Origin of the sequence: Methylobacterium litchii, assembly GCF_038442315.1 — a bacterium.
GTDB lineage: Bacteria > Pseudomonadota > Alphaproteobacteria > Rhizobiales > Beijerinckiaceae > Methylobacterium > Methylobacterium litchii.
On the sequence record NZ_JBBXMY010000013.1, the window covers coordinates 111,577 to 133,459 of the forward strand.

The 21,883-nt window shown below is 68.9% G+C and carries 24 protein-coding genes and 1 pseudogene; 11 read left to right on the plus strand and 14 right to left on the minus strand.

The annotated features are described in order from the left end of the window. Nucleotides 1–9: 9 nt before the first annotated feature. The 3 genes from AAHF99_RS20770 to AAHF99_RS20780 all read left to right on the plus strand — a co-directional run bounded on the left by AAHF99_RS20770 (nucleotide 10) and on the right by AAHF99_RS20780 (nucleotide 1,373). A complete protein-coding gene (locus AAHF99_RS20770) occupies nucleotides 10–441 on the plus strand; it encodes a hypothetical protein (RefSeq protein WP_342166363.1) in 432 nt (143 codons plus the stop codon). A gap of 61 nt (nucleotides 442–502) precedes the next feature. Further along, on the plus strand, nucleotides 503–754 hold the full coding sequence (locus tag AAHF99_RS20775; RefSeq protein WP_342166364.1) for a sulfurtransferase TusA family protein: 252 nt from the start codon (nucleotides 503–505) through the stop codon (nucleotides 752–754). A 43-nt stretch (nucleotides 755–797) separates the two neighbouring features. After that, nucleotides 798–1,373 carry an NUDIX hydrolase gene (locus tag AAHF99_RS20780; RefSeq protein WP_342166365.1) on the plus strand — a complete coding sequence of 192 codons (576 nt, stop codon included), beginning with the start codon at nucleotides 798–800 and terminating at the stop codon, nucleotides 1,371–1,373. Between the two features lie 34 nt (nucleotides 1,374–1,407). Here the strand turns inward: AAHF99_RS20780 and AAHF99_RS20785 are convergent, their stop codons facing one another. The 4 genes from AAHF99_RS20785 to selD form a co-directional block, all read right to left on the minus strand. Beyond that, nucleotides 1,408–2,883 (minus strand): GumC family protein, encoded by a 1,476-nt coding sequence (locus AAHF99_RS20785; RefSeq protein WP_243958376.1) that lies wholly within the window; start codon nucleotides 2,881–2,883, stop codon nucleotides 1,408–1,410. A gap of 205 nt (nucleotides 2,884–3,088) precedes the next feature. Further along, a complete protein-coding gene (locus tag AAHF99_RS20790) occupies nucleotides 3,089–4,174 on the minus strand; it encodes a glycosyltransferase (RefSeq protein WP_342166366.1) in 1,086 nt (361 codons plus the stop codon). Next, entirely contained in the window at nucleotides 4,174–5,925 is a 1,752-nt protein-coding gene (locus tag AAHF99_RS20795; protein ID WP_342166367.1) for a glycosyltransferase, read from the minus strand. Before AAHF99_RS20795 ends, AAHF99_RS20790 begins: the two co-directional genes overlap by 1 nt. A 299-nt stretch (nucleotides 5,926–6,224) precedes the next feature. After that, nucleotides 6,225–7,271, minus strand: coding sequence for a selenide, water dikinase SelD (gene selD / locus AAHF99_RS20800; protein ID WP_342166368.1), 1,047 nt, complete (start codon nucleotides 7,269–7,271; stop codon nucleotides 6,225–6,227). A 116-nt stretch (nucleotides 7,272–7,387) separates the two neighbouring features. On the opposite strand from selD, the gene AAHF99_RS20805 reads away from it, so the two are divergent. From AAHF99_RS20805 to AAHF99_RS20815, 3 genes are all read left to right on the plus strand, one after another. Beyond that, complete coding sequence (locus AAHF99_RS20805) at nucleotides 7,388–7,906, plus strand: metallophosphoesterase family protein (protein ID WP_342166369.1); 519 nt, start codon at nucleotides 7,388–7,390, stop codon at nucleotides 7,904–7,906. 113 nt (nucleotides 7,907–8,019) lie between these two features. Beyond that, nucleotides 8,020–8,343 carry a hypothetical protein gene (locus AAHF99_RS20810; RefSeq protein WP_243958392.1) on the plus strand — a complete coding sequence of 108 codons (324 nt, stop codon included), beginning with the start codon at nucleotides 8,020–8,022 and terminating at the stop codon, nucleotides 8,341–8,343. Between the two features lie 110 nt (nucleotides 8,344–8,453). Next, nucleotides 8,454–8,582, plus strand: coding sequence for a hypothetical protein (locus tag AAHF99_RS20815; protein ID WP_279598002.1), 129 nt, complete (start codon nucleotides 8,454–8,456; stop codon nucleotides 8,580–8,582). A gap of 39 nt (nucleotides 8,583–8,621) precedes the next feature. Here the strand turns inward: AAHF99_RS20815 and AAHF99_RS20820 are convergent, their stop codons facing one another. Then, on the minus strand, nucleotides 8,622–8,873 hold the full coding sequence (locus AAHF99_RS20820; RefSeq protein WP_342166370.1) for a hypothetical protein: 252 nt from the start codon (nucleotides 8,871–8,873) through the stop codon (nucleotides 8,622–8,624). A gap of 417 nt (nucleotides 8,874–9,290) precedes the next feature. On the opposite strand from AAHF99_RS20820, the gene flaF reads away from it, so the two are divergent. Then, nucleotides 9,291–9,653 (plus strand): flagellar biosynthesis regulator FlaF, encoded by a 363-nt coding sequence (gene flaF / locus AAHF99_RS20825; protein WP_342166371.1) that lies wholly within the window; start codon nucleotides 9,291–9,293, stop codon nucleotides 9,651–9,653. 7 nt (nucleotides 9,654–9,660) lie between these two features. Here flaF and AAHF99_RS20830 read toward each other — a convergent pair whose 3' ends face one another. Next, nucleotides 9,661–10,074 carry a flagellar biosynthesis repressor FlbT gene (locus AAHF99_RS20830; protein WP_342166372.1) on the minus strand — a complete coding sequence of 138 codons (414 nt, stop codon included), beginning with the start codon at nucleotides 10,072–10,074 and terminating at the stop codon, nucleotides 9,661–9,663. Between the two features lie 226 nt (nucleotides 10,075–10,300). Here AAHF99_RS20830 and AAHF99_RS20835 point away from each other — a divergent pair, with 226 nt between their 5' ends. Then, nucleotides 10,301–11,485: a flagellin N-terminal helical domain-containing protein gene (locus tag AAHF99_RS20835; RefSeq protein ID WP_342166393.1), complete on the plus strand. Its 1,185-nt coding sequence runs from the start codon at nucleotides 10,301–10,303 to the stop codon at nucleotides 11,483–11,485. A 198-nt stretch (nucleotides 11,486–11,683) separates the two neighbouring features. Further along, nucleotides 11,684–12,880: a flagellin N-terminal helical domain-containing protein gene (locus tag AAHF99_RS20840; protein ID WP_342166373.1), complete on the plus strand. Its 1,197-nt coding sequence runs from the start codon at nucleotides 11,684–11,686 to the stop codon at nucleotides 12,878–12,880. A 5-nt stretch (nucleotides 12,881–12,885) separates the two neighbouring features. On the opposite strand, the gene senA is transcribed toward AAHF99_RS20840, so the two are convergent. Continuing rightward, complete coding sequence (gene senA, locus AAHF99_RS20845) at nucleotides 12,886–14,169, minus strand: selenoneine synthase SenA (protein WP_342166375.1); 1,284 nt, start codon at nucleotides 14,167–14,169, stop codon at nucleotides 12,886–12,888. Between the two features lie 46 nt (nucleotides 14,170–14,215). Here senA and senB point away from each other — a divergent pair, with 46 nt between their 5' ends. Next, nucleotides 14,216–15,166: a selenoneine biosynthesis selenosugar synthase SenB gene (gene senB, locus AAHF99_RS20850; RefSeq protein WP_342166376.1), complete on the plus strand. Its 951-nt coding sequence runs from the start codon at nucleotides 14,216–14,218 to the stop codon at nucleotides 15,164–15,166. Between the two features lie 2 nt (nucleotides 15,167–15,168). On the opposite strand, the gene AAHF99_RS20855 is transcribed toward senB, so the two are convergent. From AAHF99_RS20855 to AAHF99_RS20875, 5 genes are all read right to left on the minus strand, one after another. Next, a complete protein-coding gene (locus AAHF99_RS20855) occupies nucleotides 15,169–15,867 on the minus strand; it encodes a ribonuclease activity regulator RraA (RefSeq protein WP_342166377.1) in 699 nt (232 codons plus the stop codon). A 34-nt stretch (nucleotides 15,868–15,901) separates the two neighbouring features. Continuing rightward, nucleotides 15,902–16,153: a molybdopterin converting factor subunit 1 gene (moaD, locus tag AAHF99_RS20860; RefSeq protein ID WP_342166378.1), complete on the minus strand. Its 252-nt coding sequence runs from the start codon at nucleotides 16,151–16,153 to the stop codon at nucleotides 15,902–15,904. A gap of 6 nt (nucleotides 16,154–16,159) precedes the next feature. Further along, nucleotides 16,160–16,759, minus strand: a complete 600-nt coding sequence (pgsA, locus tag AAHF99_RS20865; protein ID WP_342166379.1) for a CDP-diacylglycerol--glycerol-3-phosphate 3-phosphatidyltransferase — start codon at nucleotides 16,757–16,759, stop codon at nucleotides 16,160–16,162. A 64-nt stretch (nucleotides 16,760–16,823) separates the two neighbouring features. After that, on the minus strand, nucleotides 16,824–18,890 hold the full coding sequence (gene uvrC / locus AAHF99_RS20870; protein ID WP_342166380.1) for an excinuclease ABC subunit UvrC: 2,067 nt from the start codon (nucleotides 18,888–18,890) through the stop codon (nucleotides 16,824–16,826). A 49-nt stretch (nucleotides 18,891–18,939) separates the two neighbouring features. Then, complete coding sequence (locus AAHF99_RS20875) at nucleotides 18,940–19,644, minus strand: protein phosphatase CheZ (protein ID WP_342166381.1); 705 nt, start codon at nucleotides 19,642–19,644, stop codon at nucleotides 18,940–18,942. A gap of 297 nt (nucleotides 19,645–19,941) precedes the next feature. Between AAHF99_RS20875 and AAHF99_RS20880 the strand changes: the two genes are divergently transcribed. After that, nucleotides 19,942–20,736 carry a L,D-transpeptidase gene (locus AAHF99_RS20880; RefSeq protein WP_342166382.1) on the plus strand — a complete coding sequence of 265 codons (795 nt, stop codon included), beginning with the start codon at nucleotides 19,942–19,944 and terminating at the stop codon, nucleotides 20,734–20,736. A gap of 64 nt (nucleotides 20,737–20,800) precedes the next feature. Here AAHF99_RS20880 and AAHF99_RS20885 read toward each other — a convergent pair whose 3' ends face one another. Further along, entirely contained in the window at nucleotides 20,801–21,565 is a 765-nt protein-coding gene (locus tag AAHF99_RS20885; protein WP_342166384.1) for a DUF2076 domain-containing protein, read from the minus strand. 193 nt (nucleotides 21,566–21,758) lie between these two features. Continuing rightward, nucleotides 21,759–21,883, minus strand: a pseudogene (locus AAHF99_RS20890) (porin family protein); the annotation flags it as partial.

The following is a 21,883-nucleotide window of genomic DNA, read 5'->3' on the forward strand; positions in this document are numbered from 1 at the left end:
GATCCGGCCATGTCCCGCATCGCTACCTTCGCCGTCGGCGCCGTCACCTCGGTGGCCCTCGTCGCCGGCTCGCTCACCGCCGCCCAGGCGGCCCCGCTCCCGGCCCAGACCGCCGTCAAGGTCGCCGGTGAGAACACCAGCGTCGATCACGTCCGCTACCGCGGCTACGGATACGGCTATGGCTACGGTCACCGCCGTGGCTACGGCGGCCGCGCCGCCGGCGCCCTGGCGGCCGGTGCCGCCCTCGGCCTGATCGGTGGCGCCATCGCCGCCAGCGCCGCCCCGCGCTACGGTTATGGCTACGATTACGGTTACGCCCCGGCCTACGGCTACGGCTACGCCCCGGCCACATCCTACGGTTACGGCTATGCCCCGGCCTATGCCCCGGCCTACGGCTACGGCGGTGGGTACGGCGGCGGCTACTACGGCTACGGCTGGTAAGTATTCGTCCGGTTGAGTAGGACTCCCCGCTCCGGTTCGCTCCGGGGCGGGGAGTTTGCGTTTGAGCGGGACCGCCACGACGATCCTCGATCTCGCGGGGCTGAAATGCCCGCTGCCGGTGCTGCGCACGCGGAAGGCGTTGCGCGCCCTGCCGGCCGGCGCCACGTTGGTCGTGCTCTGCACCGATCCGATGGCGGCCATCGACATCCCCAACCTCGTTCGGGAAGAGGGCGCGCGTCTCGATGGCGCCGAGCGGGACGGGAGCGATCTGCGCTTCACCATCACCGCCTTCGCGATGCCGCCGCATTCTTGACCGATCCGCTAGGGCCGAGAAGGACCTGGAGCGGACCGACAGAATGCCAGCACAGATCGGCGGCGTGCGCGTCGTCCATGACGGATGGGCACGTTACCTCGTAGCGGAAGTCATCCAGCCCGACGGCACCCGAATCAGTCGGGAGGTGGAGGATCACGGCCGGGCGACGGCGGTCTTCCCCTACGACCCCGAGCGCAAGGTGGCGATGCTCGTCTCGCAGCTGCGCGCGCCGCTCCTCTATGCCGGCGGCCCCGAGAGCATCCTCGAAGCGCCCGCCGGCCTGTTGGAGGACGAAGCCCCGGAGGAGGGGGCGCGTCGCGAGGTCAGCGAGGAGACCGGCATCCGGCTCGGCGCCCTCGATCTGGTGGCGAGCGCGTGGTCGGCCCCCGGCATCTCGACGGAGCGGATGGACCTCTTTCTGGGGGCCTATTCGGCGGCCGACCGAATCGGCGTCGGCGGCGGCTTGGCGGACGAGAGCGAGGCGGTCACGGTCCACGAGATCCCGCTGGCGGAACTCGCGGCGATGGTGGGGCGCGGGGCGCTCAGCGACATGAAGACTTTGGTGCTGCTCTTCGCCCTGCAGATCCGCCGGCCGGACCTGTTCGTGCCGCACGGGTGAGGGCCGGGGCGCGGAACGCCCCGGCCGTTCGCGATCAGGCGTCGGCGGCGCGCAGGCTGCGGCCGTTCGGCTGCCCCGCCTGACGCAGGGAGCGGCGGCGGTCGGCATCGGCGCCGAGGAGCAGGGCGATGCCCGCACCCAGGGCGAGGCCAAGGAGCAGTGCCACCGGCAGCACGATCTTCGGCGAGGGCGGGAAGGTCCGCTGCAGGGCCGGGGTCGCCACGGAGATGATGCGCACGTTGGTGGTGTTCAGCCGCTCCTGCTCGCTCGCCTCGCGGGCGCGGCGGAGATAGGCCTCGTACACGCCCTTGCGGGCATCCAGCGTCCGCTCCAGCTCGCGCAGGCCGACATAGGCCCGGTCGCTGACGGTGGTTTCGGTCTTTACCCGGTCGAGGTTGGAGCGGACGGCGGCCTCGCTGGCGGCGGCGCGGTCGTAATCCTTCTGGAGCGTATCGATGATCCGCTCCTTCTCCCGCTGGATCAGGCGCTGCAGGTCGCGCTGCTGGGCGTATTGCTCGGCCATGGCCGGGTGCCGCTCGCCGAGGCGGGTGGCGAGTTCGGCGGTGTTGCGCGAGAGCGTGGCGTATTGCTGACGCAAGGCCTGCATCTCAAGGGATTGCAGCATCTCCGGCAGGGCGGTGCTCGGGTCCGACGAGCGCATCTTCCGGGCCTGCTCCAGGCGCGACTTCGACTCGGCGGTCTTGATCGCGGAGCTGACGAGCTGCTGGTTCAGGTCGCCAAGCTGCTGGTCGGTGAGGAGACGGCCGCTCGACGCGACGAGGCGATGCTCCTCGCGGTACTTCACCACCTGCCGCTCGGCGTCCTCGACGTCGCGCTTGAGGTTGGCTAGGCGCCCGGCCAGGGCATCGGAGGCGCGTTTGGCCGAATCCATGCGGGCGGCGGCCTCCTCAGCGAAGTAGGCGTCGCCGATGGCGTTGGCGATCTTGGCGGCCTTGGCTGGATCGCGGGACTGCACCGCCACGTCGATGACAAAGGTGCGCTCCGGCCGGCGGACGATGATGTTCCGCTGCAGCGTGTCGAGCGCAATGTTGACCGGATCGCGGCTCACGTCCGGCGGCAGGGTGCCCATGACGCTGCGCAGCCAGTAGAGGAACGGGTTGCTGGCCTCGGGGCGGACGAACTCGTCGTCCCGGTCGAGATGCAGCTTCTCGACCACCCGGCGCAGCACGTTGTCCGACTGGATCACGCGCACTTGGCTCTCGGCGATGGAGACGCCGCTATCCGCCTGGGGAGCGCGGGCGTTCAGATCGTTCTCGACCACGCGCAGGTCGGTCGGATCAACCAGCACCTGAATGTTCGAGGTGTAGCTCGGCGGCAGCAGCCCGAGCACGATGACGGCGGCGGCGACCATGATGAGGCCACCGAGCACGATGAAGGGCGAGCCGCGCCACAGCCGCCGGGCAATGGTGCGCGCGTCCGTACGCGGCTCCATCTCCGGCAGCACCATACGCACCGGCTCGCCGCTGATGCGTGTCGAGAAGTCGAACATACGCCTCGCTCCTTGACTGTCCGTCTCGCCGCCCGTCTGTCTTGATCAGGAACACCGTGTCCCGTTTCTAGACAGTTGAACCACTACGACGACTTACTCAAGACCAATGTCGCAAGCGGCGTACCGCGCCGTATACGTCAAAGGCCAATGTTACCTGTGTTGCTTCTTCTGCCAAAGCGCTCGTTCGTCGCTGGCCGAAGGGCGATCATGGGATCGTGGACCCGGGGGCCGCGTAGGCGCGCGGGTCGCCGTCGAGCCGCGCCAGCAACCGGGCCGCGTCCTGCGCGGCGAGGTCGTTCCAGCGTCCGACATTGTCCCGCGCCGCCTGGGCGCCCTGGTGGAATTCGTCCGAGGCGACCCACGCCGCGACGGCGCGCGCGCTGCGCTCGGCATCGTCGGGGCGGATGAGCAGACCGGACTCGCCCAGCACCTCGCGGAACACGGGCGCATCCGGGGCGATGACCGGGATGCCGCCGTGCTGCACTTCGAGCAGCGGCAGGCCGAGGCCTTCCGCCTTCGAAGTGGAGAGCAGGGCGTGGCACGAGTTCGCCAACACGAGCAGATCGGAATCCGGCAAATAGCCATGCCAATGCAGGTAGGGCGGCGGCGTAGCGAGGAAGGCGTGCTTCCCCCAGCCGGTGCGGCCGACGATGTGCAACTCCGCCGGGACGCCGATGCTGTTCAGGGCTTCCACCACGGCGAGGGCGGCCGCGTAGTTCTTGCGCGGCTCGACCGTGCCGATGGCCAGCAGCCGCAGCGGGTCGCTCGGGCGGCGCGGCCCCGGCCCGACCCGCTTGGCGAGCTTGAACACGTCGCGCACCGGGGGGCGGAGCAGGAACACGCTCGCCTGGGGGGAGCAGTAGCGGCGCAGGTCCTCGCCCGTCGTGCGGCTGTTCACGAACAGGTTGCGACCCCAGCGAATCGCCAGGGCGAAGGCCGGGCTGAGATAGACCCGGCTGCGCAGGCTCAGGTCCTCGGGGCGGCTCACGAGGAACGTGTCGTGGATGTAGAGCAGGCAGCGCCCGGCCGCCGGCGCGCAGAGGGGCGCGGGCGGGAAGCCGGGGAAGAGGAACAAAGCCTGGGGATCGCGGAGCGCCCGCAACGGCAGGTCGACCTGTTGCCGGAGGATCATCTCCGGGACGGACCGGCTCGTCACCGACCGCACCTCGTGCGGGGCCAGGGCCTCCGACGAGAACAGGTCCATCGTCACGCGCTCGATGCCGGTGACGCGCCCGCGCAAGTGCGTCCGGTCGATATAGATCCGTTGCCGCCGGGTGAGGGAGCCGTGCATCACACCGTCCTCCCGCGCAACGTGCTGGCGAGGTAGAGGCAGCGCCGCACGATGAGCGGCATGCGCCGCCCCAGCACAGCCTGCTTCGTCCGCCGCAGCCGCCTGACGAGGGGCGAGGACGGGGCCTGCACGGTGCCCTCGGCGCCGCGCAGACGCTCGGCCGCGAAGGGAAAATGCCCAAGCATCATTGGGGCGAAGGCGGTGCGCGCCGGCCCGTCCGCGATCAGGCCGCGCTCGCGCATCACCGCATCGAGGGACAGGGCGGCGGCGGCCGGGCTGTAGCGGTTCTCCAGGGCGATCCGCGCGAAGGCACCGAGCGCCTGTCGCCCGGCCCCGTCCGCCACGAGGTCGGCGAGCGCCTCTGCCAGAGCGCCGGGCTGAGGCTCCACGAGGCGGCCGGACACCCCGTCGAGCACCGAGGTGGTGAGACCGGAGGTGCGGTAGGCCAGGGTCGGCACGCCGCACAGGCCGGCTTCGATGGGCGTCTGGCCCAGCGTCTCGTGACGGCTCGCGGTGACGTGGAGATCGCAGGCGCCGTACCACGCCGCCAACGCGTCCTCGCTGGCGACGAGGCCCGGCGCGAACAGGTTGTCGATGCCGAATTTGGACGGATCGTCCAGCCTGCCGATGGCGACGACGCCGACACCGGGCCGTGCCACCGCGCGCAGGGCATCGCGCAAATCGGTGAAGCCCTTGTCCGGCCCGTCCACGATCACCGACGAGACGAGGATGAGCACGTCGCCCTCGGGCAGGCCGAGGCGCCGCCGCAGCGCGGCCTTGTCGCCGGGGCGGAAGATGCCCGTGGGGAAGGCGAGGCTGACGGGCCGCGTCACCGCCGGGGCGGGGGCGAGAGCTTCGCTGCGCGCCCGCGTCCAGTTGGAATTGGCGAGCAGCAGCGGGCCCTCCGGCGCGGCCAGCACGGCGCGCTTGCGAGCGTGCATCCCGGCGATCCGCCTGGGCGCGAGGGGCGGGTACTCGTCCGGCGTGGGGCAGGAGGCGTCGCAGCCGGTCTCGGCGCGGGTGCAGTCGCGCGGGTGGCAGCAGCGTCCGGTGAGGGCGAAGAGATCGTGCAGGACCAGGGCGGTCGGGTAGGCCCCCGCGAGACGCCCGACCACATCGAGGCTGCGGGTGGCGCCGTGGACGTTGCCGACCAGCACGAAATCGGGCCGCGCCGCCGCGATGCGTGCCTCGGCCTCCGGGAAGCGGTCGGTCCATTCGGCGGCGGCTGTCCGGGTGCTCAGGATCTCGTGCGTCACCCGATGGTGCGCGAGAGACAGCGCCTCGGACAGGCGACGATGGGCGACGCCCGCACCGCCGACCGTGCCCATTCCCGTGACCGAGACGATGGAGAGCGGCGCGCCGATCCGTGGCGCCGGCCCGCGCCGCAGGATCACGGGGCGGCCGATCCGTCGCTTGGCTTCGGGCGGGAGGGACGACCAGTCGGTCCCCGCGCCCGGCGCGAACACGATGCCGTCCGGCTCATCGAGCGGGGCGTCGAGACCGGGCACGTCGAGGCCAAGCACCGTGTCGCCATAGAGCACGCGCAGGCCCGCCACCGCCGAGGCGCCGCTCAGCGCGAGTTCGAGGGCGAGCGCCGTCAGCGCTCCCGGCGCCAGCATGTCGCCCTCGCGCAGGACGAGGGTCGCGTCGTGTGCCGTCGATGCGGTGGAACTCTCGGTGCGGTGCTCGGGGTAATCCTGGCGCTCGATGGAGGCCAGCGTCTCGGGCGACGCGTCCTCCGGGATCAGCACGCGGATCGTCGGCCACGGCCGTCCGTCCGGCAGACGCGCCGGGCGGACGGGGCATCCCGGGGCGGCCGCGAAGGGCCATCCCGTGATGCCGCATGCCGCAGGCGGAACTGTGCTGGAACCCGACACGTACGGTTTGCCACTCGCTCGCAACGGCATTGCAGAGGGTTAATTCGTGCTTTGCCTGTGTCGATCCTCGCTGCACCGGATCGTGACGGCCGCAGCCAATTCGATCATAGTAAAGCGTGGGTTTCGCGGTCTATATATCGGCCATCCGTGAAGATATTCTGTCCATACAGGTGTCACGCAGTGACGCGGATGCGCGGGGTCCCTTCCTCCATGCGACCGATGATCGACGCGGCCGGATAGCCGGCGGCACGAATCCGATCGAGGATCGCGGCGGCGCTGTCGGCCTCGCAGGAGACGAGGAGGCCGCCCGAAGTCTGCGGATCGGTGAGGAGATGGCGGCGCCAATCCGGCAGGTCCGCCGGCAGGTCGACATGGCTGCCGAAGGCCGTCCAGTTCCGGTGCGAGGCCCCGGTGACGAAACCGTCCCGCGCCAGCCCCTCCGCGAGAGGCAGCAGCGGTAGCCTGTCCGTGTCGAGGACGAGGGTGAGGCCGGCGCCGCGCGCGAGTTCCAGCCCGTGGCCGAGGATGCCGAACCCGGTTACGTCGGTGAGGGCATGGACCGCCGGGTCGGCGGCGAGGTCGGTGCCGACCTTGTTCAGCAGGGTCGTGGTGGCGACGAAGTCGCGATAGCCGTCCGCACTCAGGGCTTCGCGCTTGATCGCGGCGGAATAGACGCCGACCCCCACGGGCTTGGTGAGGATCAGCACGTCCCCGGCCTTCGCGTCGGCGTTACGCCGCACCGCCTCGCGGCGGCAGGTGCCGATGACGGCGAGCCCGTAAATCGGCTCGGGCGTGTCGATGGAATGGCCGCCCGCCACGGGGATGCCGGCCTCGCCGCACTTCTCCGCGCCCCCGCGCAGGATCTTCGCGACGACCTCCGGCGCGATCTTGCCCACCGGCATTCCGAGGATCGCCAGGGCGAAGATCGGCCGCCCGCCCATGGCGTAGACGTCCGAGATCGCGTTCGTGGCAGCGATCCGGCCGAAATCGGCGGGGTCGTCCACCATCGGCGTGAAGAAGTCCGTGGTGGCGATGATGCAGGTGCCGTCCTCCTGCTCCCAGACGGCGGCGTCGTCGGCGGTCTCGTTGCCGACGAGCAATTGCTTGAACTGTGCGGCGGCCGGCTGGTCGGCCAGCAACGTGCGCAGTACCTCCGGATCGAGCTTGCAGCCGCAGCCGCCCCCGTGGGCGAGGCTCGTGAGGCGCGGGCTGTCGGTCATCGCAGGGGCTCCATCGCGGATCGGTTGCCCCCACTGGGGGCTTGGACGTGGCGGCAAGGTAGTGCGGGCGACGCGGCAGGGATACCGTCCCAGCCGCGGCCAAGGAGGAGTCCGGCGTGAGGGTGCATTTCACCGCCGATACACATTTCGGCGATCCCCGGGCGCTGCGCTTCGATCACCGGCCCTTCCCGGACCTCGACGCGCATGACGAGGGGCTGATCGCGGCCTGGAACGCGGCGGTCGCACCCGGCGACATCGTCTGGCATTTGGGCGACTTCGCCCTCGGCCCGCCGCCCGAACGGATCGCGGAGATCCTCGCGCGGCTCCATGGCGAGAAACACCTCATCACCGGCAACAACGACGGGCCGGCGACGCTGGCCGCGTCGGGATGGGCCTCGGTGCGGGCCTATGCGGAAATCGCAGTGGAGGGTCGCGCCCTGGTTCTGTGCCACTACGCCTTCCGAACCTGGAACGGCATCGGACGCGGGGCGCTGAACCTGCATGGCCACAGCCACGGCAAGCTGACGCCGATGCCGAAGCAATACGATGTCGGGGTCGATCCGATGGGCTTCGCGCCGGTTGGGCTCCCGGCCATCCTCGCCTCCCGGCGGCGCAAAGCTCGGCCGGCGAATTGAGGAACCCTTTCGCCAGCGTCGCAGTTGAAGCGGACAGATGACGAGGGCGGTTTTAGATCTGCCTAAGCATTCGTCACTTAGTCACCTGTTAACGATTAGCAACAGTCGATGCCATGCGAAACCTGAGATCCAGTCTCTCGGCCTGCGTCTTTGGCGTCATCGCCGGTTCGGTCGTTGCCACCTCGGCGTTGGCGCTTCCCGCCTGCATCGAGGCCCGCAAGAAGGTCGATGAGGCGGCGGCCCTACGCTTCCAGGTCCGCCAGGACATGCGGCTCGGGGACCACGACCGGGTCTGCGACACCCTCGATGAGATCGGCGACCGCTACAACGACGCCCGCGACGCTTTCGACGATTGCGGAGAGGGCGTGGTCGCCATCGATTTGCGGGGAGAACTCCGGCAGCTCCGCATCGCAAAGAAGATTAACCGCTGCGATTGATGATACGCCGCATTCGCTGAATTCGTGTGCCCGCGCACAGCGGGACCGTTCATTCTCTAACATTCAGACGCAACGGACGGCTTGAGCGCCGCCGGGGAGCTTGTTCGACCATGTCCAACGCCACGAGCCGCACCGACATCGCCGTTGCGAACGGCCCGTCCTTCGTCGCCGCCCTCTGCGGCTTCGTCAGTTCCATGGTGGCCGCCTCGGCCCTCGTGCTGCTCCTCGTGGCGCTCTAAGGCCAGCACGGCCCCCGGCATGCCGGGGGCCACGTCGTCCTACGGGGCGACGGACCAGAACCGCTGCCGGTTGAACAGGATCTCCTGGACCTTGTGCACCGACGCGGTCGACACCGGATCCGGACGGCATTGCGGCTCGGGCGGACGCCCAGAGGCCGCCGCCGGCGTGATCGGCAGCGAAGCCGACACGACACCGAGCCTCGCCTGGAATTCGGGCTGACGCGCTGCCGTGATGGTCAGGATTCCGGCGATCAGAGCGCCTGCGATGGCGCCGAGGGTAAAGTTCAACATACGCGCTACGACCCGCCGGGTCTCGATCTGCGGCCTGAGAGCCTTCTTGCGCCATATGTCGGCTGCAAGATGGCAGACGGAACCGAACTCACCGATTCAACCCATGACTTAGCATGGGTCGTGATTCTTGCCAGTTTGTGAAGTGTCGTGGACACATGACTTCCGTGGAGCCAAGCGTTCAACGCAAGCTACAACCTATAGCTGAAGTATCGACGTCTAGAATGGATTTGTGATTGGTATAAGCACCATTCAGTACTCTAAAGATGGCATTTGCGGGTTTCTTAGATGAGCGCCATACCCCGCTAACCGATTTCAGATGTCCTCCGGTAAACTCACCCAGTCTTAACTGGTGATGCGCGAGAAGGCGGTTCGTTCGACAGACCCACGAACCCCAAACCGCGCAAACCGAGGATCGCGATGAGCTACGCCGCCAACGCCTACGCCAAGACCTCGCGCAGCGTCCTTACGGCACGAGAAGCGGAGTCGGCCGTGCTGACCAAGGCGTCGCAGCGTCTGCAGATGGTGCGCGACGATTGGGCGAACCAATCCGGCGAGTTGGTTGCCGCGCTCAACTTTAACCAGAAGGTCTGGACGATCCTCGCGACCTCCGCGACGGACCCGGCCAACGAGCTCCCCGGCGACGTAAAGCAGGGCGTGGCGAACCTGGCCGTATTCGTGTTCCGTCAGATGATCGAGACCATGGCCGATCCGGCGCCGGAGAAGCTGACGCCGATCATCACGATCAACCTGAACCTCGCCGCCGGCCTCGCCGGGCGCTGAGGCGCCCTCAGGACGCGTCGACCGGCGCGTCCTTGTTCGCCAGCAGGCTGCGCAGCTGCTCCTCGTAGGCGAGCAGATCCTTGCCCCGCTTCAGGGCGCGATACAGGTCGCCGCCCTGCACCTGCTCGTAGATCGCGGCGATGTAGGGCCGCGTGCTCGGAGCCGCCTCCATCAGCGCGTTCGACTGCTCCACGAAGCTGTTCTCCGCGAGCGTCGGATCGTCCGCGAGGTACATCAGCGTCAGCGCGAAATAGAGCCGCTTGCACGGGGTGTCGGCCTCCGACTCCGTGATGATGTCGCTCTCGCGCAGGAACTTCGTGTTGGTCTCGATCACGAAGCTCGACCGGCGCGGCCCGTTGCGGATCGCGGCGTTGCCGATGATCAGCCGCTCGTCCGGCTTCAGCTCGATTTTCAGCGGCATGGTGCGGCCTCCCTCGCAGGCCCCTGTCGTAGGAGAGCGGCGTTAACGTTCCGCTAACCGTGTGACGACGCCGTGATGCGGCGGCGTTGTTAAGTCATTAACCGAGTTTCACTGAAGCGCCACGCGGAACCAAAGCTGTCTATTATTTTAAGACAGTCGAAAGCTGGCGTGTCCAAATGTTCGCTCGCCTCCAAAACGGAGGTGCCTCAACCAGAATGGATACGTCATCATGTCCGGCGTCACGCTCACCGCTGCCACCCGCCAGAACCTGCTCTCCTTGCAGGACACGGCGTCGCTGACGGCCACCACCCAGAACCGGCTCGCCACCGGCAAGAAGGTCTCTTCGGCCCTCGACAACCCGGTCACCTTCTTCACCTCGCAGTCCCTCGACCAGCGGTCGGGCGATCTGTCGAACCTGCTCGACGGCATCTCCAACGGCGTGCAGGCGATCCAGGCCGCCAACCAGGGCATCACCTCGATCCAGAAGCTGGTCGATCAGGCCAAGTCGGTCGCCAACCAGGCTCTCTCGACCCAGATCACCACCACCGGCACGGCCTCGACCGCCTACGCCACGTCGACCACCGCCACGACCGTCAACCTGTTCGTGAACGGTTCCTCGACCGCCGCCTCGATCCCGGCCAACGCCACGATCGATCAGGCGATCACGGCGCTGAACACCGCCGTGGGCTCCGGCAGCTTCACGAAGGACACCACCGGCACCAAGCTCGTCATGAACGCCAGCTCGGATGTCGAATTCAACACCACCGCCGACCAGACCCTCATCGGCTTCGCCGCGGGTTCCGGCACGGCCACCACCTACGGTGCCACCACCGCCGTCGCGCAGAGCGCCGACCTCACGGTCTCCGGCGTCTCCGCCCGCTCGGCCCTGGCGACGCAGTACAACAGCCTGCTGACCCAGATCGACCAGCTCGCCGGCGACGCGAGCTACAACGGCACGAACCTGATCGGCGGTAAGGGCACGAACAACAACCTGACGATCAACTTCAACGCCAAGGGCAACTCGAACCTCCAGGTCACGGCGACCGACGAGACCTCGAGCGGCCTCGGCCTGAGCGCGATCACCAGCTCGTCCGGCGGCACCGCCGGTCGTGGTAACTTCCTGCTCAACAGCGACATCAACTCGACCCTGACGAAGCTGACCTCGGCCTCCAACACGCTGCGGTCGGACTCCTCGACCTTCGGCTCGGCCCTGTCGGTGGTTCAGAACCGCCAGGACTTCACGAAGAACCTGATCAACGTCCTCGACACGGGCTCCGCGAACCTGACGAACGCCGACCTCAACGCCGAGGCGGCCAACTCGCAGGCCCTCTCGACCCGCCAGTCGCTGGGCATCTCGGCCCTCTCGCTGGCGAACACCGCCCAGCAGGGTATCCTCCAGCTCCTCCGCTGATCCCAGCGACGGAACCGGAGACGACGACAAGACGGCCGGCGCATCGCGCCGGCCGTTTTCGTTCGTGATCGTTGTCCCTTTGAGGAACGACCTACGCTGATCTTCGGAAAGTCCGTTTAACGTTCCCTAAAGCATGACCGTGATTGGATAGGGATAACGGGTGGATAACTCGCGCTTCCACCGATCGGGGTCATTTCCATGTCGTCCCAAATCACGCTCACCGCGGCGACACGCCAGAATCTTCTCTCGCTGCAGGACACGGCCGCCCTCCAGGCCACCACCCAGAACCGCCTGTCCACGGGCAAGAAGGTGTCCTCGGCCCTCGACAACCCGGTGACGTTCTTCACCTCGCAATCCCTCGACCAGCGCTCCGGCGACCTGTCGAGCCTGCTCGACGGTATCTCGAACGGCATCCAGACGATCCAGGCGGCGAACCAGGGCATCACCTCGATCCAGAAGCTCGTGGATCAGGCGAAGTCCGTGGCGAACCAAGCGCTCGCCACGCAGATCACCACGACGGGCACCGCCTCCACCGCCTACGCGGTGCCGAGCACGACCCAGGCCACGACGATCAACCTGTTCGTGAACGGCTCCTCGACCGCCGCGACGCTGCCGACCAACGCGACGATCGACCAGACCATCACCGCCCTCAATGGCGTCGTCGGCGCGGGCAGCTTCTCGAAGGACACGACCGGCACCAAGATCGTGATGAACGCCAGCTCGGATATCGAGTTCGCGACCACGGGTGATCAGACCAAGCTCGGCTTCGCGGCCGGCTCCGGCACGCCGACGACCTACGGGTCCACCACCGCCGTCGCGCAGAGTTCGGATCTCGTCGTGAACGGCGTCTCGGCCCGCGCGGCTTTGGCCGGCCAGTACAACAGCCTGCTCACGCAGATCGACCAGCTCGCCACCGACGCCAGCTACAACGGCGTCAACCTGATCGCGGGCAAGGGCACGAACAACAACCTGACGATCAACTTTAACCCGAAGGGCAATTCGAGCCTGATCGTCCAGTCCATGGACGAGACCTCGAACGGTCTCGGCCTCGGCGCGATCACCAGCACGTCTGCGGGCAGCAGCACCTACGGGCAGGGCAACTTCCTGCTCAACAGCGACATCAACTCGACGTTGACCGGCCTGACCAAGGCCTCGAACCAGCTTCGCTCGGATTCCTCGACCTTCGGCTCCAACCTCTCGGTGGTGCAGAACCGTCAGGACTTCACCAAAAACCTGATCAACGTCCTCGATACGGGCTCGTCGAACCTGACGAACGCCGACCTCAACGAGGAAGCGGCGAACTCGCAGGCCCTTTCGACCCGTCAGTCGCTGGGCATTTCGGCCCTCTCGCTGGCGAACACCGCCCAGCAGGGCATCCTGCAGCTGCTGCGCTAAGCGGCTTAGAGCGCGACGGTCCGGAAGCCGGCGAAGACATCCCGCCGGTCCGGGCCGAAGAAGTTGCGGTACATCCCCGTCACCATGCGGGCGCGGGTCGCCCAGGCCCCGCCCCGCAGCACCTTCCGCGTGCCGAAGGACGGCTCGGAATACTCGCGGTAGGCGTCCGGCGCGAAGCCGGGGAAGGGGAGGAAGGCGCTCTCCGTCCATTCCCAGACATTGCCCATCATCTGGCGGCAACCCCACGGGCTGTCTCCGTCCGGACAGGCGGCGACGTCCACCGTGCCGAGCCACGCGCCGTCGAGGTTGGCGCGGCTGGTATCGGGCGCCGCCTCGCCCCAGGGATAGGTACGCTTCGTCCCGCCGAGGCTTCCATCGGATGCGCGCTCCGCGAGCGCCGCCGCCTCCCATTCCGCCTCGCTCGGCAGCCGCCGCCCCGCCCAGCGGCACCACGCCCGCGCCTCGTGCCAGTTCACATGGATCACCGGGCGGTGAGGCTTCAGCGGCTCGTGGTTTTCGAAGACGCGGACCTCCCAGCCCGCGCTACCCGGCCGCCAGTAGGCCGGATGCGTCGCCCCCGATTCGGTCAGCCATGACCGCCCGTCGGCATCCCAATGCCGCGGATCGCGATAGCCGCCATCCTCCACGAAGGCGGCGAACTCGGCGTTGGTGACGGGCGCCCGCGCGATGCGGAACGGTGCGATCTCCACCGGATGCGCCCATTTCTCGTTGTCGAAGACGAAGCGCGCTGCGCCACGCTCGGCGCCGAGGCGGAGGATTCCGCCGCCGACCGCGACATCGCCCGGCAGGGGCCCGGCCTCGTCGGGGGAGGGGGGCGCGAAGCGGGGGCGGGGCTGGCCAAGCGTCTGGCGTGTATAGGTGAAGGCCTCGGCGTGCATGTCCTCGTGCAGGCCGGTCAGGCGGTAGAGATAGGCCTCGTCCGGCGTCGGCTCCCGCCCGGCGAGCCGGGCGGCGAGGGCATCCTGCACCTGCTCCATGTAGGCGAGGGTGCCGTCGAGCGTCGGCAGCGGCAGGTCCCAGCGCGTTGCATGGGGCACGGCCGCCGAATCATAGAGAGAATCGGCATCGGCTCGCAGGGGCGGGCGCCCGTCGAGCCCGCGCAGGACGAAGTGCTCATGGAACCATGCGAGATGGCCGATCTCCCACAGGAGTGGGTTCACGATGGACAGGCGCGGCCCCATCAGGGCCTCGCCGTCGAGGCCATCGAGCAGGGCGAGCGTCCGCGCGCGGGCGTCGCGCAGCGGCGCCATGAGGTCGGTGTCCTGCACGGCCATCTCCGCTTCCCTGTTTCCGGTGTGGTCTCGGTGGCCTGACATGCGCATCGCCATTGCGACACCCCATGCCGCGACCCGTCGCACGGGAAACCGTGCCACGGCGACGCGGTGGGCCGGCTTCCTCAGGGAACTCGGTCACGAGCCCGTGATCAACCCCGCGCCGGACGCGGAGAGCGACCTGCTCATCGCCCTCCATGCGTGGCGCAGCGCCGAGACCGTCGCGCGGGTCCGCGCCGAACACCCGGACAGGCCGATCGTGGTCGTGCTGACCGGGACCGACCTGTACCATTTCCTCGACGCCGATCCGGGGCCAACGCTCCGCTCCCTCGACCTCGCGGATCGCCTCGTCGGCCTGCACGACAAGGTCGCCGACGCTCTGGCGGAGCGGTATCGTTCGAAGCTGCGGGTGATCCACCAATCGGCGCGGGGGTGCGCCGCGCGGGAGTCCCCGCTCGCGGACGCGTTCGAGGTGCTGGTCGTCGGGCATCTGCGGACGGAGAAGGACCCGTTCCGCGCGGCCTTGGCCGCGAGGCGCCTGCCGCCGGATTCGCGGGTGCGGATCGTCCATCTCGGCGCGGCGCACGATCCCGCCTGGGCCGAGGCCGCCGCAGCCGAGCAGCGGGACAACCCCCGCTACGTCTGGCACGGCGACCTGCCCGCCGCGCGGGTGCGGCGGCTGATGGCCCGCGCGAGGCTGATGGTCCTGTCCTCGATCATGGAGGGCGGGGCGAACGTGATCTCGGAGGCGCTGGTCTCGGGCCTGCCGGTCCTCGCCTCGCGGATCGACGGGTCGGTCGGCCTGCTGGGCGAGGATTATCCGGGCTACTACCCGACGAGCGACACCGCCGCCCTGGCCGACCTGCTCGGGCGGGCCGAGACCGAGCCGGCCTTCCTCGCCGCCCTCGAGGCCGCCTGCGCGGCGCGGGCGCCGCTGTTCACGCCGGAGCGGGAAAAGGCACAACTCGGCGAACTCCTCGCCGAGCTTGCGTAGCCCTACTTTTTGGACGCCTCGTAGCGCGCCTTGTTCTCAGCGTTCGGCGGGTAGAGGCCCGGCAGGGCCGCGCCCCGGTTGATCTCGTCCATGATCCAGCCCTCGAACCGCTCCTGCTCCGGGGCAAGTTCGAGCACCGTCTCGATGAGGGCGGCGGGAATCAGCACGGCACCGTCCGCGTCGGCGACGATGATGTCGTCGGGGAACACCGCGACGCCGCCGCAGGCGATGGGCTGCTGCCACGCCACGAAGGTGAGGCCCGCCACGGAGGGCGGCGCGGCGCCGCCCTGGCACCAGACCGGCAGTCCGGTGCCGAGCACGCCTGAGAGGTCGCGCACCACGCCGTCCGTCACGAGGGCGGCCACGCCCTTCTTCGCCATGCGCGCGCAGAGGATGTCGCCGAAGATGCCCGCATCGGTCACGCCCATGGCGTCCACGACGGCGATGCAGCCCTCCGGCATCGCCTCGATGGCGGCGCGGGTGGAGGTGGGGGACGACCACGATTCCGGCGTCGCGAGGTCCTCCCGCGCGGGCACGAAGCGCAGGGTGAAGGCCCGGCCGACGAGGCGCGGCTGCTCCGGCCGCAGGGGCCGCGTGCCGCGCAGCCAGACGTTGCGCAGACCCTTCTTCAGAAGAATCGTGGTGATGGTGGCCGTGGTGACGCCCGCCAGCGTCTCGACGATCCGCGCGTCGTTCGACATCCGCGATTTCTCTCTCGTTGCGGCGGGCCCGCCCTCAGCCGCCGGTCATCGGGGGGAAGAAGGCGATCTCGCCGGCTCCGGCGATGGGCGTCTCGGGCTTGGCGTGCACCCGGTCGATGGCCGCGCGCACGATCCCCGGATTCTCGAAGGCGTAGGCGTATTCCTCGCCCCGGCCGGCGAGCCAGCGGGCGAGGTCGGCCACGGTGACGACCTCCGGCGGGGGGGTGAGGGTTTCCTCGGCCTTGCCGACGCGCTCGCGCACCCAGGCGAAATAAACGAGCTTCATGCGGCCCTAGCGCGGATCGTTGATGACGTGGCGGATGCCGGCCCGCATGTAATCCCACCCGGTCCAGATGGTGAGGGCGGCGGCGAGCCACAGGAGGGCGAGGCCGATGGCCGTCGTTCCGGGCAGGATGAGCTCCCCGGCCGGGCCGGCGACGAGGAAGCCCAGCGCGATCAACTGCACCGTGGTCTTCCACTTTGCGATCCGGCTCACCGGCACGCCGACCTTCAACTCGGCGAGATATTCGCGCAGGCCCGAGACCAGCACCTCGCGGCACAGGATGACGATGGCCGCCCAGACGGAGGAGCCCGTGATCGTGTGGTCGGCCGCCAGCATCAGCAGGCAGGCGGCCACCAGGAGCTTGTCGGCGATGGGGTCGAGCATCCGGCCGAGGGCCGAACTCTGCTGGTAGGTCCGCGCCACGTAGCCGTCGAGGTAGTCGGTCACGGCGGCGACCACGAAGACCACGAACGCCACGGAGCGGGCGGTGATCGAGTCGGGGTAGAACAGCAGCGCGACCATCACCGGCACGGCGACGAGCCGCCCATAGGTGAGGCAGTTCGCCAGGTTCCAGGCCGGTGAGCGTCGCCGGGGCAAGACCGCGTTCATTGGGGGCGTGAAATCAGAGCGCGGCAATCCCGTCAACGGCTCGGCCCCATTCTCGTGCTCCGGCTCAGGCGCCGGCATGGAAGAAGTCGTAGACGGCACGGGCCGTCGCCGCGTTGACGCCGGGCGCCTTGGCCAGATCCTCGTAGGCCGCGCGCTCGATCGCCTTCACCGTTCCGAAATGGTGGAGCAGCGCGCGCTTTCGAGAGGGGCCGACCCCGGCGATTTCATCGAGGGGGTTTTTCGTCATCTCACGTTTGCGTTTGGCCCGGTGGGTGCCGATGGCGAAACGGTGCGCCTCGTCGCGCAGGCGCTGGATGAAATACAGCGTCGGGTCGCGGGGCGGCAACTTGAAGGCCGGCTTGCCCGGCACGAAGAACGTCTCGCGGCCGGCATCCCGGTCGCGCCCCTTGGCGATGCCGACGAGGGGCACGTCCTCGACGCCGATGGCGGCGATGGCCGCGCGGGCGGCTTCCAACTGGCCCTTGCCGCCGTCGATCAGCACGAGGTCGGGCCACGCCGGGAAGGCATCGGCATCCATCGCGTCGGCCTCCGGCACCGGCTCGGGCGGGCCGCCCTCGGCGGCGGCCACGGCTGCCTCCGGCGCGTTGCGGGGCGCATCCTTCACGAGGCGCTTGAACCGGCGCTGCAACACCTCGCGCATCATCCCGAAATCGTCGCCGGGGGTCAGCTCCTCGGATTTGATGTTGAAGGTGCGGTAATACTGTTTCATGAACCCCGTCGGCCCGGCGACGATCATCCCGCCGACCGCGTTCGTGCCCATGATGTGCGAGTTGTCGTAGACCTCCACGCGCCGCGGCGCCTTGTCGAGGCCGAGCGCCTGCCCCAGGGCCGTCAGCAGCTTGCCCTGCGAGGCCGTGTCCGCGAGGCGGCGGGCCAGCGCCTCCTTGGCGTTGCGCTGGGCGTATTCCACGAGGTTCTTGCGCTCGCCGCGCAGGGGCCGGTGGATCTCCACGCGATACTCGACCCGGCTCGACAGGGCGGCGCCCACCAGCTCCGCATCCTCGATGGCGTGGCTCGTGAGCACGACGCGGGGGGCGGGCTTGTCGTCGTAGAACTGGCCGATGAACGAGCCCAGCACCTCGTCCGCCGTCATGGAGCGGTCGGCCTTCGGGAAGTAGGCGCGGTTGCCCCAGTTCTGGAAGTTCCGGAAGAAGAACACCTCGATGCAGAACTGCCCGCCCTGCTCGTCCAGGGCGAACACGTCGGCCTCTTCCACGCCCTGCGTGTTCACCCCCTGCACGCCCTGGATGGCGGACAGGGCGGCGATGCGGTCGCGGAATCGGGCGGCGCGTTCGAACTCCATCGCCTCGGAGGCGGTCTGCATCTCGGTGCGCATCCGGTCCTTCACGGCGTTCGACTTGCCGGCGAGGAAGGCGCGGGCGGAATCCGCCATCGCGGCGTAATCCTCCGTGCCGATCTCCCCCGTGCAGGGGCCGGAGCAGCGCTTGATTTGGTAGAGCAGGCAGGGCCGGGTGCGGTTCTCGTAATAGCTGTCGGTGCAGGTGCGCAGCAGGAACGCCCGTTGCAGGGCGTTCACGGTGCGGTTCACCGCCCAGACGCTGGCGAAGGGGCCGTAATAATTGCCCTTCCGCCGCCGTGCGCCGCGATGCTTCACGATCTGCGGGGCGGGGCCGTCCTCGGTGACGAGGATGTAGGGGAAGGATTTGTCGTCCCGCATCAGCACGTTGAAGCGCGGCTTCAACTGCTTGATCAGGTTGGCTTCGAGGAGCAGCGCCTCGGTCTCGGTGGCGGTGGTGACGAACTCCATCGCCGCCGTCTGCGAGATCATCCGCGCGATGCGGTTCGAATGCGCCTGACCCCTGGCATAGGAGCCGACCCGCGCCTTCAGGTTCTTGGCCTTGCCTACGTAGAGGACATCGCCCTTGTGGTCGAACATCCGGTAGACGCCGGGGGAGACGGGCAGCGTGTTCCAGAACCGGCGGATCACCTCCGTCCCGGCCTGCACCGCGCCCGGCTCGAAATCGAAGTCGATTTCGGCGGAGGGTTCGGCCGTCAGCGAGGCATCCGGCTCGTCGGCATCCTCGAACGCGGCGGCGCGGCCGTCGTCGAAGGTGTCGGGGGGCAGGTCGTTGAGGGCTCTGCGGCTCATCCCGCGAATGTAGGCGCTTTCCCGCGCCTGTGCATCGCGGAGTTGCGGTTCAATCGAACAGCGCGTCGATATCCGACTGATCGACGTGGCCCGGATCGTCGGGCAGCTTCGGCCCGTTGAGCAGCCCGCGCTCCTCGTCCTCGGCCTGCGGCGTGGTCGCGGCCACGATGTCGCGGAAGCTGTCGAGGGCGGACCAGGCGGCGATGACGCGGTCGAGGTGTTCCTCGATGAACTTCATCACCTGGACGATCTTGCTGATGCGCTGGCCGGTCAGGTCCTGGAAGTTGCAGGCCTCGTAGGCGTTGACGACCCGGTCGAGGATCGCGTCCACGTGTGGGCGGGCATCGGCCGTGAGGTTCAGGGAGCGCAGCACCGCCGCGTGGCTCTCGACATCCTCGACCACGCTGAGGAGCGTCGTCGTGGCGCGCTCGGTGGATTCCACCACCGCGTCGAGTTCGTCGGCGGCCCGGCGCATGCCCTTGCCGTTCGATTCCGAGCGATGGAGGGCGGCGAGGTCGGCCTTGGTGCGGACGATGGCGTCCTTCATCGAGTCGAGTTCGCCGCGCATGGCCAGCGCGTCGTTCAGCTCCTTGCGGCAGGCTTCCACCGTCTCGCTGGCACTGGACTGCATGATCCGGCGTAGATCGTTGATGGCCGATAAGATCTCGTCCGAGCGTCCAGGCTGCGGCAGTTCGATCGGCACCGGGGTCTCAAGGCCCAGGCTCTGCTCGATACGGTAGCGTTTGGTCTTCATCGTTCGGCTGACGGCCTGCGCTTGCTCGATTGGCCTAGGATTGTCCGAAAACCATTAGCGGACTCTCACCGCGCGACGAACTTGTTGCGCCGATGTCAGCGCCGCCCTCCGGCACTTGGCGCCGATGCGGGACATCGCGGCACGGGCGCGCAATTGACGGTTGATTCACGCTGAAATCTTCGACCCGTGGACGGGGGCCGATTGGTGAGTCGTTCACCATGAACTTCAACGGCATTGCGCCGATCGGGAGCGATGCTTCGCGCCATTGGACGAGGGGTCCGCCGCGGAGTGGCTGCGATGAAGAGTGAGAGGGTCGTTACGGTTGCCGGTGTCCTGCTGGCGACTTGGCTGTGCGGGCCGGCATCGGCTCAGCAGGCGCGCTACGCCGAGGCCGCGCCGACCGGCGGCTACGGCGGCGGGCTGATCGAATATCTCGTGACCGGCCGGGCCGACAGCCCCGTCCGGGGCAACTGGCCGCGCCCGAACGCGGCGGTGCAGCGGCAGGCGGCGATCATCACGGGCGACCGGGTGCCGCCCTACGGCGAACCCTCGTTCATGCCCTACGCGGCGCCGTCCGCGCAGGCTGCGCCGCCGATGCCGATGCAATCCGCCGCGCCGGCCCCCGAGTACCGCGTCAGCCAGGAGATGGACCCGCAATATCTCCGGCAGGAGGTCGCCTTCGACGGGGCGCAGCGGCCGGGGACCATCGTGGTCGACACGGCCTCGAAGCACCTGTTCCTCGTCCAGCCGGGCCACAAGGCGATCCGGTACGGGATCGGCGTCGGGCGGCCGGGCTTCTCGTGGAGCGGCCTCAAGACGGTGAGCCGGAAGGCCGAGTGGCCGGATTGGATCCCGCCCGCCGAGATGCTGGCCCGCCGGCCCGATCTGCCGCGCCACATGGCCGGCGGCCCGGCCAACCCCCTCGGGGCCAGGGCGCTCTATCTTGGCTCGTCGCTCTACCGCATCCACGGGACGAACGAGCCGAACACGATCGGCCGGAACGTCTCCTCCGGCTGCATCCGCATGATGAACGAGGACGTGATCGACCTGTACGAGCGCGTTCCCGTCGGAACCCGCGTCGAAGTGCTCTGAGCTCACGGAAAGGGCCCGGCTGGAAGCAGCCGGGCCCTCGTAACGTCAGGTCGTGGCGGCTGGATCAGGTCCAGTCGCTGTCGTCGCCGCCGCCCAGGTCGCCGCCGAAATCGCCGCCCTGGTCGCTCCAGCCGGCATCCTGGAAGCCGGCGCTGTCGTTGCCGCCGCCGAGGGCCGAGCCGAGATCGTCGGTGCCGCCGCCCGCGCCGTCGCCGTAATAGTTGTTCACCACGGTCTCACCGCCGCCGCCGAGACCCGCCGAGGCGGCATTGCCGAGCGCCGAATGTCCGCCCGCGAAGGCGTTGGAGAGGGCGCTGCCGAGGAGCATGCCGCCCGCCGCGCCGGCCGCCATCGGCAGCGCGGTGGCGAGGAAGCCGCCGCCACGGGCCGGGGCCTGCTGACCACCCGCCCACGGACCGCCCTGCTGCGGATAGCCACCCTGCTGGGGATAGCCCTGCTGCGGGTAGCCGCCCTGCTGCGGCGCGTAACCCGGCTGCTGGCCGCCCCACGGCTGACCGGCGGGGCGCTGCTGCTGCGGCTCCTGCGGACGAGACGAGCTGCCGCCTCCGAAGATGCTCGACAGGAAGCCGCCGCCACCCGACGATTGCGACGAGGCAGACTGGTGCTTGGCCTCTTCCAGCTGCTGGTTGAGGCTCTTGATCGCCTCTTCCTGCACGTAGATCAGCTGCGCCATCGCGTAGGGCGCGTAGGGCTGCGCGCGAAGCTTCTCGGCGATGAAGCGTTCGGCATCCGCGTCGCGCGGCTGGCTCTGGGCCTGCTGCAGACGCTGGAAGATGCCGGAGATGATATCACGTTCCTCGCTGTTCATCGGAACCTCCTCGGATCGGACACACGACCGGCGGCGCACCGCGCGGCTTGGGCAGGACATGGGATCGCGGTGACGCTTTGTCAGGGGCGCCTTGCAAAATTGTCATGCCGCCGAAAGCGGGTCCCGAAACGAAAAAGCCCGGCCGAACGGCCGGGCTTCGACTGCCGCGGCCGAAGCCGCGGCGTTGTGGGTCTTAGTACGAGCCGAACTTGTAGTTCACGCCGGCGCGGACGACGGCGAACTCGGTGTCGCGGCGGGTGTTGGCCGGGCCGGAGACGAGGGTGACGCCGGGGGTGGTGGTGGAGACGAGGGCGCCGC

Excerpts from the sequence above, each read along its gene's own strand:
- AAHF99_RS20875 (WP_342166381.1), bottom strand. The coding sequence starts at position 19,644 with ATGAAGACCAAACGCTACCGTATCGAGCAGAGCCTGGGCCTTGAGACC.
- AAHF99_RS20840 (WP_342166373.1), top strand. The coding sequence starts at position 11,684 with ATGTCGTCCCAAATCACGCTCACCGCGGCGACACGCCAGAATCTTCTC.
- pgsA (WP_342166379.1), bottom strand. The coding sequence starts at position 16,759 with ATGAACGCGGTCTTGCCCCGGCGACGCTCACCGGCCTGGAACCTGGCG.
- AAHF99_RS20790 (WP_342166366.1), bottom strand. The coding sequence starts at position 4,174 with ATGCACGGCTCCCTCACCCGGCGGCAACGGATCTATATCGACCGGACG.
- AAHF99_RS20880 (WP_342166382.1), top strand. The coding sequence starts at position 19,942 with ATGAAGAGTGAGAGGGTCGTTACGGTTGCCGGTGTCCTGCTGGCGACT.
- selD (WP_342166368.1), bottom strand. The coding sequence starts at position 7,271 with ATGACCGACAGCCCGCGCCTCACGAGCCTCGCCCACGGGGGCGGCTGC.
- AAHF99_RS20830 (WP_342166372.1), bottom strand. The coding sequence starts at position 10,074 with ATGCCGCTGAAAATCGAGCTGAAGCCGGACGAGCGGCTGATCATCGGC.
- AAHF99_RS20770 (WP_342166363.1), top strand. The coding sequence starts at position 10 with ATGTCCCGCATCGCTACCTTCGCCGTCGGCGCCGTCACCTCGGTGGCC.
- uvrC (WP_342166380.1), bottom strand. The coding sequence starts at position 18,890 with ATGAGCCGCAGAGCCCTCAACGACCTGCCCCCCGACACCTTCGACGAC.
- AAHF99_RS20855 (WP_342166377.1), bottom strand. The coding sequence starts at position 15,867 with ATGTCGAACGACGCGCGGATCGTCGAGACGCTGGCGGGCGTCACCACG.
- AAHF99_RS20785 (WP_243958376.1), bottom strand. The coding sequence starts at position 2,883 with ATGTTCGACTTCTCGACACGCATCAGCGGCGAGCCGGTGCGTATGGTG.
- AAHF99_RS20820 (WP_342166370.1), bottom strand. The coding sequence starts at position 8,873 with ATGTTGAACTTTACCCTCGGCGCCATCGCAGGCGCTCTGATCGCCGGA.
- senB (WP_342166376.1), top strand. The coding sequence starts at position 14,216 with ATGCGCATCGCCATTGCGACACCCCATGCCGCGACCCGTCGCACGGGA.
- moaD (WP_342166378.1), bottom strand. The coding sequence starts at position 16,153 with ATGAAGCTCGTTTATTTCGCCTGGGTGCGCGAGCGCGTCGGCAAGGCC.
- AAHF99_RS20810 (WP_243958392.1), top strand. The coding sequence starts at position 8,020 with ATGCGAAACCTGAGATCCAGTCTCTCGGCCTGCGTCTTTGGCGTCATC.
- AAHF99_RS20815 (WP_279598002.1), top strand. The coding sequence starts at position 8,454 with ATGTCCAACGCCACGAGCCGCACCGACATCGCCGTTGCGAACGGCCCG.
- AAHF99_RS20885 (WP_342166384.1), bottom strand. The coding sequence starts at position 21,565 with ATGAACAGCGAGGAACGTGATATCATCTCCGGCATCTTCCAGCGTCTG.
- flaF (WP_342166371.1), top strand. The coding sequence starts at position 9,291 with ATGAGCTACGCCGCCAACGCCTACGCCAAGACCTCGCGCAGCGTCCTT.
- AAHF99_RS20780 (WP_342166365.1), top strand. The coding sequence starts at position 798 with ATGCCAGCACAGATCGGCGGCGTGCGCGTCGTCCATGACGGATGGGCA.